The sequence below is a fragment of the Bacillus sp. 1A genome (genome assembly GCF_052682215.1).
Genome location: NZ_JBQYLZ010000001.1, coordinates 5,420,997 through 5,435,950, shown reverse-complemented (window position 1 = coordinate 5,435,950; position 14,954 = coordinate 5,420,997). Strand labels below are relative to the sequence as shown.

Below are 14,954 nucleotides of genomic sequence, written 5' to 3'. Positions count from 1 at the left end.
CCGACAAAAAAGACGATATTATCAAATCCACTCAGCTCTATGATCACGAATAAACTGTATATCTTTCTCATAATGCTCTAAATGTCCTTCATCAATCATTCTTTGGAAATTTAAGTCGCCTTCTTGTGCTTTTCTTTTCATATATGTACATAATGCTTCTAATCGTAGTAACACTATTCCTAAGTAATCTTCGTCCATACTTTTACCGTAGGACTGGACAAACAATTTCACTCTTTCTTTCATACGGCTAGCATGTTGTGCCGATTCATAATGAACTGCCTCACCCGATTCTGTATAATACACTCTACTTAAAGGTACACAAGTATAAAGCGTATAAGCGATATCCCAAATTCTCGGACCAGGAGCAGCAACATCGAAATCAATAATACCTACTGGTTTCTCGTCATGAAAAATAATGTTATATATAGCAAAATCATTGTGGCATAAAACCTCAATGTTATTTGGAGTAAGATCCATCGGTTGCCATTCATCTGATAAGGGAAAGTCACTTACCGCATCATGATAAAGGCGGAGCATCTTTGCTATTTCCTTTAAAACATCATTAGATCGCATATATTCTTTTAAAGGATAATTCCCAGCGTCTCCTTCAATAAAGGATAAAATCTCTCTATCTTTTTCATCTACACCTAAAAACTTTGGAGCATAATGAAACCCTTTGTTTTCTAAGTGCTGTAATAATGTATGAATTTTTGCACTACCTGGCTTTAATTCTCGCCGAACAGTATTTTCAGAACGATACACATTTGATACATTTCCCCCTGTAAGCTTTTCTTCGTTGGTGTAGTTTGACATATAATCCCCTCCAATATAACGACTGTACGATTATATTGTAACACTTCAGAACAAGGGATGTAATCGCGTTCAAATGATGTTTGTGTTCACTTCATAGTGAAATCCGCACATACTAAAATCAATTATTTACGAATGTACAATCAATTTAATTTGTCAGTTATTTTCAAAAAAGATTGTACATTTCATTTTAAGTATGCTATGATGAAGTCAGTTGAATAGTTAAATTAAGCAATCCATATATTATCAAGTGCCGAAAAACGAACGAGAAAAAGTATGTGAGAACTAGTTTATGTTTCGTGTTTGATAATGTGTGGATTCTTTTTTTATACAGGAAGACTAAAATAAATTGTGTTTTCTTTAGGAGGAAATAATTATGGCAGTAACAGGACAAGTAAAATGGTTTAACAACGAAAAAGGATTCGGTTTCATCGAAGTTCCAGGCGAAAACGATGTATTCGTACATTTCTCTGCAATCGAAACTGAAGGTTTCAAATCTCTAGAAGAAGGTCAAAAAGTTAGCTTCGAAATCGAAGATGGTAACCGTGGACCTCAAGCTAAAAACGTAATCAAACTATAATTTTATAGTTCATTATGGAAAAAGGATGGCTGCTGCCATCCTTTTTTTTGTTGTGGAGAAAGTCTTTCCATCTCTTTTTTTATGTCAAAATTGATGGAAAAGGAGAGATTTCTTATGATGGAGGTATTCAAAAATCATCGGGGTGAACGCGTATCAGTTTCTATAGAAGAATTAGTTCTGCAGGATCATTTTCTACGTACGATTGAAGTAACAATTCGTTTTCATTTCATTGAAGAAAAATTACGTCCTTATAACTGTGAAAATAATGGTCGTCCTTTTATCATGCACATTAACGGGCAGTTGGTTTCTCCTCTCAAAATTCGGCGGGAGACCAACTGTCTGTTAACGCCCAATTGTTGAGGACTGATTAAAGTTTCACTTTATAAATGAGAAAGTATTAAGTTTATTTGTTGTTCTGTTTACATCCGAAATGGGTAAATCTACGCCATATAGGCTTTGAGTAACATCTTTTTTGTTAGTATTGTTGTTAGAATTTTGTTCGTCTTGAGATGACGTTTCTAACATTTGTTCTTGCTCTTTACTAGGGGTATTCAGAGCATCTGATGGGACGCTATTAATCTGTTGTCTTAATAGACTTTTTTTCTCCATATTATACAGCTCCTTTTTGGAATTAGATAAAAAACTAATGTAATCATAAATAATCACTTACATATTTTGTGTTTTGAAATGGAATTCTATACAAAACTTATATTGTAGATTTAACGAATTAAAAAGTTGCTAGTGATGTATAAAGTTGAAGTTCTTAATAAAAAATAAAAATGGGTAACACGTACAAGTACTTTTTAACGTAGTGGATAATTTTTCATCGTATTTTTGTATGTAGTAATATTTTCAAAAAAGGATATGAGGACACTCGGAAGAAAATAGGAAGAAGAGTAAAAGGCTTTCCAAAATGGAAGGCCTTTTACTCTTCTTTTTCAGCTTTTCTCTTCGCGCGTTTCTTACATTCAGGGCATTTTGATTTTCGGAAAGGCTTTGCGAAGAATAGTAGAATGAAAAATAGCCCGAATATAATGCTAGCTGAGTTTTTCACGATTACAATGCTACTATTTTGCATTTGAATCGTTGGTTGCATTTTTTTTTCTTCCATAGTGGACCTCCATATATTGGATTTTCCTTTTAATTATAGCAAAGTTAATTGTCGTAATGATGCGAAATGAGGAAGCAGTTGTAAATATTTATAGGTAGTATAAATACATTTTATATAGGATTTTTATTATAAAATCACTATATTGTTAATTTATAATTTAAAAGATGTTTGATAAATGATAAATTATTGTAAAAAAGCGGAATCTGTAAACCATTTCCTTTTCATAGATGCTAGAATTATATATGCAGCTGCTAATATAAATGGAAAAAAGGAGACAGTAGAATATGGAAAGTAAAGTAGAACGCTATGTCGAAAACTATGTGGTAAATAAAAATACAATGGCCTTACTTCCTGTTATTCTAAGTGAAAAGAAAATCGTTACACGAGTTGTTGAGATGGAAGATTCTTTTTTCGTATTTCAAAAGCCCCTAGATATTATAGAAAGAAGTTGCCGCAAGCATGGCTCTAGTTTCTTAGGCAGAAAAGAAGGAACGAAAGAGTTAACTCATATTACACATAAAGCACCGATTGCGATTAGTCCGGCAGATCAACTTTATTTTTTCCCTACTTATTCTTACTCTAGAAAAGAATGCTCTTGGTTGTCTCAGTTTTATATTGAAAGTAATAAAGAGTTAAAAGATGGAAATGTTATTGTTAGATTTATAAATGGCTTTGCTGTGAAATTAGAAATATCAAAAAGTAGTTTTGAAAATCAACAAAATCGTACAGCGAAATTGCGTACTGAATATGAAGATCGTAGAAAAAAACAAGGAAACCCTTGTTTTAAAGAGATTGATCAAAGGGATGAATTGACATTAAGACCAGCTTATGAGAGAGTGTATGTTGTTAGAGAAGAGGATGTGTAAAAAGGATTTTAGAAGTAGTTTAAAAAATAGTATTGAGTCTTTTAATATATGCGTCTTTCCGAAAAATACATTTCGGAAAGACACATATATTTTTCGGGAGAATATATATTTTTTTATAATATAATATTAAAAGAGATTATATCGATTTCGAATTATAGAATTAAAAAATAGAAAGTGGGTATTAAATATGAAAAAAGCAGCAAGTGCAGCGGGACCAGAAGCTAAACAAGCGTTGCTAGATTTCTTTGCTTTAGGAAGTATTTATTCTGCTTGTTTTGAATAATGATATAGGAGTGAAATATGACTATCATCAGTACGATTTTCTTCTTTAGTTTTTCAGTGTTTTTTGTAATTCGTTATTTAAAATTAAAAAAGATATACGATTTATTAATGATATTTGTAGGTTTGTATGCAGGGCTTATAAATATGAAATTAATGAGTTTAAGTACAACGGTATCATATGTTTTAGATGCCATAGTTATTGTTCTAGTAATTATTTCTGTAATTCTTTTTCTTAAGGATAAGAAGAATAATTAAACGTTATTTATTAAAATTAAATTGAAATTCAAAAAGGACTACTTCAAAATTATAATTTTGAAGTAGTCCTTTTTATTATTTTTGCTTACTAAATTATAAAACTACTAGTTCTTTAATAATTTGAGAGAATACAAAATTAAAGTGTAAGGTTTGTTTTTCATATTATTTTAATTAATAAAAAGGTAGGTGTATTGTTGATATAAAAACCTCATTATCCACAACAAAGTTGTTTTTGAAAAATATTGAGTGCCACTATATAGTATTCCTTTCTAAATATTGTCGAATATTGAAAGATTATCATAGCGTAATAATGAAGGAATTCTAATGAAAGATATGGAAACTTAATAATTACATCTCCATATGTCGTATCTACCATTTCCTCTTTCATATAAGCAATGATACAGTAGAGGTAGTACTTAGAGTAAAGGGGTAAAGTGTAGAATGGATTTTCAGACAATCAAAGAGTATTTTTCACCAGAAAATATGGATCATATTGTTGAAAGCTATAAAGCGTTCGGACCACTTCTTGGTATTGGTTTACCGATGATAGAAGCGTTGATTCCGGCATTGCCACTCATCGTATTTGTACTGGCGAATGCTGTTGCATTTGGGTTTTGGCTCGGTTTTCTTTATTCTTGGCTTGGATCAGTAATGGGCGCCTTACTTGTCTTTTTCATTATCCGCCATTTTGGCCGAAGTCGTTTCTTTTCTTTTGTAAATAAGCATGAGAGAGTACGAAAGGCAATGGGGTGGATTGAAAGGAAAGGGTTTGCGCCAATTTTCGTCATATTTTGTTTTCCGTTTACACCGTCTGCGCTTATAAATGTTGTTGCTGGTTTATCTCGCATTAGTGTAAAGCAGTTTGGACTTGCGCTCGCGTTCGGAAAGCTTGTGATGATTTTTATTTTAACGTATATCGGTCATGATTTAATGTCATTTATTCATAATCCGGTGAAATCAGTCATTGTAGCAATTGGTATTTTTATTTTATGGTATGTCGGTAAGAAAATCGAAGTAAAGTTAGAACTACATTAAGAATAGTCTTCTTTATTCAGCTATTTGAGGGTAGTAAAACTCCCACCTCAAAATTCGGTTGGATAGGTGAGAGCCTTGTTGCTCGTAAATGCTGGATTGGTGCGGCTGATAAGGAGTGGGATGAACAAAACTCCTGCCGATTCAGTTTCACTTTATAAATGCAGGCTTCATTATTAAAGGATAAGGGGAGAAGCTGATGAAGAAAACTTTGAAAAAAGAAGGCATAGAGTGGATACGAACAATTTTAATTGGTGTATTATTAGCTGTATTTTTTCGAACGTTTTTCTTTTCAACGTACGTTGTAGAGGGGAAGTCAATGATGCCGACATTGCAAGATGGCAATATGCTCGTTGTAAATAAGGTGAGTTATCAAGTAGGGGACTTAAACAGGTTTGATGTTGTTGTGTTTCATGCGAATAAAAAAGAGGACTACGTAAAACGAATTATCGGTTTACCTGGGGATCAAATCGAATATAAGCATGATAAACTGTATATAAACGGACAATTCATGGATGAACCTTATTTAGAGACATATAAGAAAGAGATAAATGGACGACAACTAACGGGTGATTTTAAACTAGAAGAGTTAACGAAAGAAAATTCGGTGCCGCCTGGATATATTTTTGTAGTAGGTGATAATCGCCTCGGGAGCTGGGATAGTAGACACTTTGGATTTGTAAAAGCTGATACAGTTGTCGGTAAAGTTGATTTACGATATTGGCCAATTCAAGAGGTGCAAACGAATTTTTCAAAAGGTTGATATAATAGGTAGAAGTATAGAAAAAGACAAACTACTCTGTTTGTCTTTTTTCGTGTACTATAATACAATTATAGTAGCAAACTAACGTTCGTTATGTAAGTGAAAGGTGGGGTTACATGTCACTTCGATTTGTGATTGGTAGAGCGGGAAGTGGAAAAAGTACACTTTGTTTACACGAAGTGCAGGAAGAGTTAAAGCAACGCCCAAGAGGGAAAACAATATTATATCTTGTGCCAGAACAGATGACATTCCAAACGCAGCAGGCGTTAATTGGTAGTGAGGATGTAAGAGGTTCTATTCGGGCACAAGTTTTTAGTTTTTCACGATTAGCGTGGAAGGTACTGCAAGAAGTTGGTGGAGCGAGTCGCCTTCACATTGATGAAGCGGGCGTACATATGTTACTTCGTAAAATTGTAGAGTCTCGTAAAGATGGATTATCGGTGTTCCAAAAAGCAGCGGAGCAAAACGGTTTCTTTGAACATCTTGGTAGTATGATTGCGGAGTTTAAACGTTACAATGTGACGCCATCTAACGTATATGAAATGTGGCAACAATTAGACGCACATAGTAGCAGTGCAGAACAAAAGCTATTAGCGAATAAAGTGTATGATTTACAACTATTATATGATGATTTTGAACGTGCTTTAATCGGAAAATATTTGGATTCAGAAGACTACCTACAATTGCTAGTCGAAAAGCTTCCACAGTCTGAATATGTAAATGGGGCTGAAATTTATATAGATGGATTTCATTCATTTTCACCGCAAGAACTAGAAATTGTAAGACAGCTTATGATTTGCGGTGCGCGAGTTACGATCACGTTAACGATAGATGAAAAAACGTTAGCACAGCCAGTAAATGAACTAGATTTATTTTATGAAACGACGTTAACGTATGAAAAAATAAAGCAAGTGGCGCGTGAAGAGAAAATAGAAATTGAAAAAACGATTCCACTTATGGAACAACCGCGTTTTCATTCGCAAGCATTAGCGCATTTAGAAACGCATTACGAAGCACGTCCAAATGAAAAGTTTCACGGAGAAGCAAGTGTAACGATTAGTACAGCAGCGAATTTACGAGCTGAAGTAGAAGGTGTTGCCCGTGAAATTCGTAGACTTGTGGCAGATGAAGACTATCGTTACCGAGATATTGCAGTCCTTCTTCGTAACGGAGAAAGTTATTACGATGTGATGCGAACGCTATTTACAGATTATAATATCCCGCATTTCATCGATGAAAAACGCCCGATGTCACATCATCCGCTAGTAGAATGCATTCGTTCTGCACTCGAGATTATTAGCGGAAATTGGCGTTATGATGCAGTGTTCCGCTGCGTGAAAACAGAGCTTTTATATCCATTAGACGTAAGAAAGGAAACGATGCGCGAAGAGATGGATGAGTTTGAAAACTACTGTTTAGCGTACGGTGTACAAGGGAAGAGATGGACTTCTGAGGATCCGTGGCTGTATCGCCGCTATCGTTCTCTTGACGATACGGACGAGATGATTACAGACAGTGAACGTGAAATGGAAGAGAGAATAAATCGACTGCGCGACGTTGTAAGAACGCCTGTTATTCGTATGCAAAAAAGGCTGAAGCGAGCGGGAACAGTTATGCAAATGTGCGAAGCTGTTTATTTATTTTTAGAAGAGCTAGACGTTCCGAAAAAACTAGAAGCATTACGTATTCGTGCAGAAGAGAGCGGAGATTTCTTATTTGCGACAGATCATGAGCAAGTATGGGAAGAAGTAATGAGTCTTCTTGATACGTTCGTTGAGATGCTTGGCGAAGAGAAAATGTCACTTTCTATGTTCACAGACGTTATGTCGACAGGTCTTGAGGCGCTTCAATTTGCAAACATTCCGCCGTCATTAGACCAAGTGTTAATTGCTAATATTGATCGTTCTAGATTATCAAATGTGAAAGCAACATTTGTCATTGGCGTGAATGAAGGAGTTATTCCGGCAGCACCGATGGATGAAGGGATGCTTTCTGATGAGGAAAGAGATGTTCTTAGTGTTGCAGGTATCGAATTAGCACCAACGACGAGACAAACCTTATTAGAAGAACAGTTCGTTATGTACCAAATGGTAACGAGAGCAACTGAGAAATTATATATTTCATGCCCGCTTGCAGATGAGGAAGGGAAGACGTTACTTGCGTCTAGCTTTATTAAGAAAATAAAAAGAATGTTCCCTGATGTGAAAGATACATTTATTACAAATGACGTAAATGATTTATCACGTTCGGAACAAATTTCATACGTAGCAACGCCAGAAGTAACGTTGTCATATGTTATGCAGCAACTTCAAACGTGGAAGCGATATGGATTTGAAGGGAATTTAGATTTTTGGTGGGATGTATATAACTTCTACGTAACTTCAGATGAATGGAAACAAAAAAGTAGCCGCGTATTATCAAGTTTATTCTACCGAAATCGTGCGCAAAAGCTAAGTACAGTTGTAAGTAGAGATTTATATGGAGATAAAATAAAAGGAAGCGTATCTCGTATGGAACTATTTAACCGTTGCGCATATGCTCATTTCGCGCAGCACGGTTTATCCTTAAGAGAGCGTGACATTTTCAAACTGGATGCACCCGATATCGGGGAACTATTCCATGCAGCGCTGAAGAGAATTGCGGACAGGCTATTACGTGAAAACCGTACTTGGGCGGATTTATCAATAAAAGAGTGTGAGCATCTTTCTGTTGTAGTAATAGAAGAGATTGCACCGTTATTACAAAGACAAATTTTATTAAGTTCAAATCGTCATTTCTATTTAAAACAAAAACTACAACAAATCATTTTCCGTACATCAATCATTCTTCGTGAACATGCGAAGTCAAGCGGTTTCGTACCAGTTGATTTAGAAGTGCCATTCGGTATGGGCGGTACAGGATCGCTTCCGCCGATGGAATTCTCATTACCAAATGGTGTAAAGATGGAAGTAGTTGGTCGTATTGACCGTGTTGATAAGGCGGAAGATGAAAACGGAACGTTCCTACGTATTATTGACTATAAATCAAGCTCAAAAGCGTTAGATTTAACGGAAGTGTATTACGGATTAGCACTTCAAATGTTAACGTATTTAGATGTTGTTACTTCAAATGCACATACGTGGATGAAAAAAGGCGGCACGGCATCACCGGCTGGTGTACTGTACTTCCATATTCATAACCCGATCGTTGAGATGAAGGGTGACGCATCTGAAGCGGAAATTGAGAAAGAGATTTTAAAGAAATTTAAAATGAAAGGACTCGTACTAGGAGATGCTGATGTTGTTCGTTTAATGGATAACAAACTTTCAACAGGAAGCTCTGATATTATTTCTGCTGGTTTGAAAAAAGACGGTAGCTTTAGTGCGCGTTCGAGTATTGCAAGTGAACAAGAGTTTAACGTACTTCAAAAATATGTACACCATACGTTTGAAAATATCGGAAAAGACATTACAGAAGGCGTTATCGATATTGCTCCTTATAAGAAGGGGAATAAAGCGGCGTGTACGTTCTGTAACTTCAAATCTGTTTGTCAGTTCGATGAATCACTTGAAGATAACCAGTTCCGTACGCTAAAAGATATGAAAGATAGCGAAGCGATGGAGAAAATTAGAGAGGAGGTTGGCGGAGAATGATTGAAAATTGGCCTAAAAAACCAGAAGGTAGTCAGTGGACGGATGACCAGTGGAAAGCGGTTGTAGCGAACGGACGTGATATATTAGTCGCGGCAGCAGCTGGATCAGGGAAAACAGCAGTATTAGTTGAACGTATTATTAAAAAGATTATAAATGAAGAAAATCCAGTCGATGTCGACCGCCTGCTCGTTGTAACATTTACGAATGCAGCGGCGCAAGAGATGAAAAACAGAATTGGGGAAGCGTTAGAAAAGGTATTAATTGATGAGCCAGGCTCTCAGCACGTAAGAAAGCAGCTTAGCTTATTAAATAAAGCTTCTATTTCAACGATCCATTCCTTTTGTTTACAAGTAATTAGAGGATATTATTACATGCTTGATGTTGATCCTCGTTTCCGCATTGCGAATCAAACAGAAAACGAATTATTAAAAGAAGAAGTGCTAGATGACATATTAGAAGAAGAGTATGGAATCGAAGATAATAGTATTTTCTTTGAACTCGTTGACCGTTATACGAGTGACCGTAGTGATGATGACTTACAGCGTATGATTTTAGCGCTTCATACAGAATCAAGAGCGCATCCAAATCCGGAAAAATGGCTCGATAAATTAGTAGAAGCATACGACGTGGAAGGAAAGACAATTGAAGATTTAGTGTACGCTTCTTACTTATTAGAAGATGTGAAATTCCAGCTTGAAACAGCAGAGACACATATTCGTAAAGCGACTGAACTCGCAATGCTTCCTGACGGTCCGGCGCCCCGCGTTGAAACACTGCAAGCTGATGCAGTTTTACTTGGAACGTTGTCATCAGCTGCTCGTGAGTCATGGACAAGTGTGTATGAAGCGATGCAAAATGTATCGTGGCAAACGTTAAAGCGTATTAAGAAAAGTGATTACAACGAGGATGTTGTAAAACAAGTAGACTCTCTTCGTAATAAAGCGAAAGATGAAGTGAAGAAATTACAAGAAGAGTTATTTAGCCGCAGACCTGAAAGTTTCTTACGAGATTTTCAAGACATGCATCCTGTATTAGAAAAACTCGTACAGCTTGTAAAAGTATTTACAGAGCGTTTCCAAGCGATGAAGCGTGATAAAGGGATGGTTGATTTCACAGATTTAGAGCATTTCTGTCTACAAATTTTAAGTGAACAAAGTGAAAACGGTGAAATGAAGCCGTCAGCAGTAGCACTTCAATATCGTAATAAATTTGCTGAAGTACTAGTTGATGAATATCAAGATACGAACTTTGTGCAGGAATCCATTATTAAATTCGTAACGAAAGATTCTGAGAGTGAAGGGAACTTGTTCATGGTAGGTGACGTGAAGCAGTCGATCTATCGTTTCCGACTAGCAGAACCAGGCCTATTCTTAGGAAAGTATAAACGCTTTACGCAAGAAGGATTAGGCGGCGGAATGAAAATCGATTTAGCGAAAAACTTCCGTAGTCGTCATGAAGTGTTAGCAGGTACGAACTTTATTTTCAAACAAATTATGGGCGAAGAAGTCGGAGAAATCGACTACGATGCTGACGCTGAATTAAAGTTAGGTGCTACCTATCCAGAAGGTGAAGATGTAGCGGCAGAACTACTATGCATTCAGCAAACGGAAGAAGGGGTAATAGACGGAGAAGAAGGTGCGGAAGTAGAAAAAGCACAACTTGAAGCTCGCCTTATGGCGCAGCGTATTAAAGCGATGGTTGATTCAGGTTATGAAGTGTATGATCGTAAAACGGATAGTATGCGCCCTGTACAATACCGCGACTTCGTTATTTTACTTCGCTCCATGCCATGGGCGCCGCAAATTATGGAAGAGTTAAAGCTGCAAGGAATTCCAGTATACGCTGATCTTGCGACTGGTTACTTTGAAGCGACAGAAGTAAATATTATGATGAACGTCTTCCGCGTGATTGATAATCCGATGCAAGATATTCCGCTTGCAGCAGTACTTCGTTCACCAATCGTTGGGTTAAATGATGAGGAACTTGCGACGCTTCGTGCTCACGGGAAGAAAGGTTCGTTTTATGAAGTAATGAGCACATTCTTAAAAGGGGCACCACTTGAAGAAGAGCAAGAACTGCATGATAAATTAGAGTGGTTCTATAACTTACTGCAAGGATGGCGTGAATTCGCGCGTCAACAGTCACTTTCTGATTTAATTTGGAAAGTGTACGGTGAGACAGGTTATTACGACTTTGTTGGCGGTTTACCAGCCGGAAAGCAAAGGCAAGCAAACTTACGAGTACTATATGACCGTGCAAGACAATATGAAGCAACATCGTTTAGAGGATTATTCCGCTTCTTACGCTTTATTGAGCGTATTTTAGAACGCGGTGATGATATGGGAACGGCGAGAGCTTTAGGTGAACAAGAAGATGTCGTTCGTATTATGACGATTCATAAAAGTAAAGGACTTGAGTTCCCAGTCGTATTTGTAGCGGGACTAGGTCGTCGTTTTAATACACAAGATTTAATGAAACGTTTCTTACTGCATAAAGATTTCGGTTTCGGTTCACAATTTATCGATCCTCGTAAACGTATTAAATATACGACATTATCGCAACTTGCGATTAAGCGTAAAATGAAGATGGAATTAATTGCGGAAGAAATGCGCGTATTATACGTAGCGTTAACGCGTGCGAAAGAGAAGTTAATTTTAATTGGAACAGTTAAAGATGCAAATAAAGAAATGGAAAAATGGCTTGATGCAAGAGAGCATAGTGAATGGTTATTACCAGACCATATACGTGCCGGAGCGTCTTGTTATTTAGATTGGATTGCACCTTCATTATATAGACATCGTGATAGTGAAATGCTTCTTGAATTAGGACAAGGAAGCATTCCAGGTGAAATTTATGAATATGACACGAACTGGAAAGTGGAAGTTGTTGACGGCAAAACATTACTTGCACCGGAATCGGTTCAAGAAGAGAAACAAGAATTGTTAGAAGCACTTCGTGAGAAAAAAGCTGTTCCCTTGCAAAGTGAACGGAAAGAAGAAGTGTACGACAGATTAATGTGGAAGTACGGATATGAGGAAGCAACATCTCACCGTGCGAAACAGTCTGTTACAGAAATAAAGAGAAACTACCAATCAGAAGAAGGTAGCGATAATGCCTTTATTAAAAAACTGCGTGCACCAATTAAAACGCGTCCTCGTTTTATGGAGAAAAAAGGATTGACGTACGCAGAGCGTGGGACAGCAGTCCATGCTGTTATGCAACATGTAGATTTGAAGAAACCAATTACGATTGAAGTTCTTCAAGAGCAAATTGCCGGAATGGTAAATAAGGAATTATTAACATTCGAACAAGCAGAAGAAATAGCAATTGAAAAAGTGATTTCATTCTTTGACAGTGACCTAGGTAAAAGAGTATTAGCGGCGAAAAGTGTTGAGCGTGAAGTACCATTTACGATGATGCTTGCAGCAGAAGAGGCGTATCAAGATTGGCAAGGTAAGAGTGATGAAACAATTCTTGTCCAAGGGGTTATCGACTGCATGATTGAAGAGGAAGATGGTATCACTTTAATTGACTTCAAAACGGATACGATTGAAGGGAAGTTCCCAGGCGGATTCGATCAAGCGAAACCGATTTTAGAAGATCGATATAAAGTACAGCTTTCGTTATATGCAAAGGCGCTTGAAAAAAGCTTGCAACATCCTGTGAAAGAGAAATGCTTATACTTCTTTGATGGCAATCATGTTGTCAAAGTTGAGGAATAGAGGGACTTGAAAATGGCAATGGAAAAAACGTTAAGAACTTGTGAACAGGGACATGAGTATTATAAAAGTAGCGATTGTCCAACTTGCCCAGATTGTGAGAAAGAAAAGAAACCTAAAACAGGATTTTTTTCACTTCTGTCATCACCAGCACGAAATGCGCTGCAACACCATGGAATTCACACGATAGAAGAACTCTCAAAGTATAGTGAAAAAGAAATTTTAAAACTACATGGTATGGGACCTGCGTCTATGCCGAAGCTTAGAAATGCTTTGGAGGAGAAGGGGTTATCATTTAAATAAAATGAAACAGTAAACAGTGGAGTTTTTGATAATATTGAATGAGGTAAAAGAAAAAAGTAGGAGAATATCTCCTACTTTTTTTTACGCTGTTCCAATTTGATCTTGATCAGCCACATCAGAATCAAACGTATTTGTTGCACTAACACCGTTAAACGTATTCACGACAAATCCAACATTGGAAGCTCCGGATCCATTATAAGCTTTCGTATTTTCTTTCGGAGACACGTTATAAAAATCCCCTAAATTGAACGAACCATTACTGTTTTGAACGACGAGATTTCCAACAACAGAAGGCATACTATCCACCTACTTTACTTAGCTTTTTAATTACTATATGAATTATTGTGCGGAAGGTTCATCTGTAATATATTGGCGGATTTGCATAATACGAGAGTTATTAAAAACATAATCAACATTTCCAATTTGAAAGCAACCAGAATTTAAAAGTGTTCGCAATTCAACATTGTTTACTTCAATAAAAGGGCATTCATTTACAATGTTTAATTTTACATCTGTCGTTCGTTTTGGGATTGTGATGTGTTCATCTGTAAAGATTTCAAATGCGTCTAAGCGGCCTTCGTCTTTTATATAACAAGGAATTTCCCTATGGACGGCAAGAGCTCTACTTTTTAATTCCATTTGATTGGCATCTCCAACTTGAAATACGGCACTAATCCCTAAAGAAATAATAGAAACATTTTGGACAACAGACACATGATGTAACATAGTTTCTCAGTCTCCTTAACCTGGAGTAGGAGGGACATCTGTGACTAATGGTACAAATGGACCCTCTGTAACAGTTTCAAATGGTGTATCAAGAATAGAAGATAGTATGAGGAAATTTGCATCCCCAATTAAAAAGAGTGCGGACGACGATACACCGTTCATTTTAATTTGGCCGACTTTTAATTCGCGATTTACAACGTTAAGGTTCATACATACTTACTCCTTTCGGAAATTGCCCGGTATGTGTTGAATAAAAGAGAGGAAAGCTTTGTCGATATCATGTTTCATCGCTTGAATAATGATATCTCGTAAATAATCTGGATCTGTTGAAATCCCTTCATAGGATTGCGTTTGTGATAAATAATAAGGAAGTCTATGCTCCATCTGTTTTTTTATGTCATCAACCATCATTTGTCGATACATTTCATCGAGCGGCGTTCTCTCTTCTTGTTCAAAATGGAGAATTCGATTATATGCTTCTTCATCTAAGTAACGATGCATTTCTTGAAGGATGCCTTGGTAAAAATCTGGGTTTGTATCTGTTTCAGGATTTACTTTTAATGTTTCTGTATCCACTTGGAAATCTTCAATTTGCTGTCCTTTTGCTGAAAACGGATTTAAACCGATATTTAAAGTACCATTTAAATTTTCTACTTTTAATTGATCGAATTTGTATTCCACTTTTCCTACAGAAGAGGAGGGGCGATTTTTTAATTCGTTAAGCTCTTCTTGGAGTTGGCGAACTTGATCTTCTAGGTTAAGGATGGTTGCTTGTTGTGCTTGAAGAGCTTGTTGAAGTTGGTGTAAGTAAGTATATATATCTTGATTCATTTTGTGAAACCTCCTTTTCAGTAGGGAGGGTAAAAATATTCCTG

Annotated in this window: 14 protein-coding genes and 1 pseudogene; 8 read left to right on the top strand and 7 right to left on the bottom strand. The window is 36.5% G+C overall.

Annotation, left to right across the window (positions count from 1 at the left end; genetic code table 11):
- Positions 1–21 precede the first annotated feature (21 nt).
- Positions 22–813: a phosphotransferase gene (locus ACUN0F_RS27850; protein WP_445540496.1), complete on the bottom strand. Its 792-nt coding sequence runs from the start codon at positions 811–813 to the stop codon at positions 22–24.
- Between the two features lie 373 nt (positions 814–1,186).
- On the opposite strand from ACUN0F_RS27850, the gene cspA reads away from it, so the two are divergent.
- On the top strand, positions 1,187–1,390 hold the full coding sequence (gene cspA, locus ACUN0F_RS27845; RefSeq protein ID WP_000301521.1) for an RNA chaperone/antiterminator CspA: 204 nt from the start codon (positions 1,187–1,189) through the stop codon (positions 1,388–1,390).
- A 114-nt stretch (positions 1,391–1,504) separates the two neighbouring features.
- A pseudogene (locus ACUN0F_RS27840) lies at positions 1,505–1,672 on the top strand (IS5/IS1182 family transposase); the annotation flags it as partial.
- Between the two features lie 93 nt (positions 1,673–1,765).
- Here ACUN0F_RS27840 and ACUN0F_RS27835 read toward each other — a convergent pair.
- Complete coding sequence (locus ACUN0F_RS27835) at positions 1,766–1,999, bottom strand: hypothetical protein (RefSeq protein ID WP_000412667.1); 234 nt, start codon at positions 1,997–1,999, stop codon at positions 1,766–1,768.
- 316 nt (positions 2,000–2,315) lie between these two features.
- Positions 2,316–2,501 (bottom strand): hypothetical protein, encoded by a 186-nt coding sequence (locus ACUN0F_RS27830; protein ID WP_445540495.1) that lies wholly within the window; start codon positions 2,499–2,501, stop codon positions 2,316–2,318.
- Between the two features lie 284 nt (positions 2,502–2,785).
- Between ACUN0F_RS27830 and ACUN0F_RS27825 the strand changes: the two genes are divergently transcribed.
- The 6 genes from ACUN0F_RS27825 to ACUN0F_RS27800 all read left to right on the top strand — a co-directional run bounded on the left by ACUN0F_RS27825 (position 2,786) and on the right by ACUN0F_RS27800 (position 13,353).
- On the top strand, positions 2,786–3,367 hold the full coding sequence (locus ACUN0F_RS27825) for a competence protein ComK (protein WP_445540494.1): 582 nt from the start codon (positions 2,786–2,788) through the stop codon (positions 3,365–3,367).
- A gap of 978 nt (positions 3,368–4,345) precedes the next feature.
- On the top strand, positions 4,346–4,939 hold the full coding sequence (locus ACUN0F_RS27820) for a TVP38/TMEM64 family protein (protein ID WP_000347517.1): 594 nt from the start codon (positions 4,346–4,348) through the stop codon (positions 4,937–4,939).
- 196 nt (positions 4,940–5,135) lie between these two features.
- Positions 5,136–5,699: a signal peptidase I gene (lepB, locus tag ACUN0F_RS27815; RefSeq protein WP_000751907.1), complete on the top strand. Its 564-nt coding sequence runs from the start codon at positions 5,136–5,138 to the stop codon at positions 5,697–5,699.
- A 116-nt stretch (positions 5,700–5,815) separates the two neighbouring features.
- Positions 5,816–9,331 carry a helicase-exonuclease AddAB subunit AddB gene (gene addB, locus ACUN0F_RS27810; protein WP_445540493.1) on the top strand — a complete coding sequence of 1,172 codons (3,516 nt, stop codon included), beginning with the start codon at positions 5,816–5,818 and terminating at the stop codon, positions 9,329–9,331.
- Positions 9,328–13,053: a helicase-exonuclease AddAB subunit AddA gene (gene addA, locus ACUN0F_RS27805; RefSeq protein WP_445540492.1), complete on the top strand. Its 3,726-nt coding sequence runs from the start codon at positions 9,328–9,330 to the stop codon at positions 13,051–13,053. Before addB ends, addA begins: the two co-directional genes overlap by 4 nt.
- Positions 13,054–13,065: 12 nt before the next feature.
- On the top strand, positions 13,066–13,353 hold the full coding sequence (locus ACUN0F_RS27800; protein ID WP_445540491.1) for an RNA polymerase alpha subunit C-terminal domain-containing protein: 288 nt from the start codon (positions 13,066–13,068) through the stop codon (positions 13,351–13,353).
- Between the two features lie 81 nt (positions 13,354–13,434).
- Here ACUN0F_RS27800 and gerPF read toward each other — a convergent pair whose 3' ends face one another.
- From gerPF to gerPC, 4 genes are read right to left on the bottom strand one after another with little or no spacing between them, the layout of a single operon-like run.
- The gene (gerPF, locus tag ACUN0F_RS27795; RefSeq protein WP_001141566.1) at positions 13,435–13,650 is read right to left on the bottom strand and encodes a spore germination protein GerPF; all 216 of its coding nucleotides are present in this window, start codon (positions 13,648–13,650) and stop codon (positions 13,435–13,437) included.
- Positions 13,651–13,692: 42 nt separating this feature from the next.
- Positions 13,693–14,079, bottom strand: a complete 387-nt coding sequence (locus ACUN0F_RS27790) for a spore germination protein GerPE (protein ID WP_000902337.1) — start codon at positions 14,077–14,079, stop codon at positions 13,693–13,695.
- Between the two features lie 15 nt (positions 14,080–14,094).
- Entirely contained in the window at positions 14,095–14,289 is a 195-nt protein-coding gene (gene gerPD / locus ACUN0F_RS27785; RefSeq protein WP_001052804.1) for a spore germination protein GerPD, read from the bottom strand.
- Between the two features lie 6 nt (positions 14,290–14,295).
- Entirely contained in the window at positions 14,296–14,910 is a 615-nt protein-coding gene (gene gerPC / locus ACUN0F_RS27780; protein ID WP_001070746.1) for a spore germination protein GerPC, read from the bottom strand.
- Between the last annotated feature and the right edge of the window lie 44 nt (positions 14,911–14,954).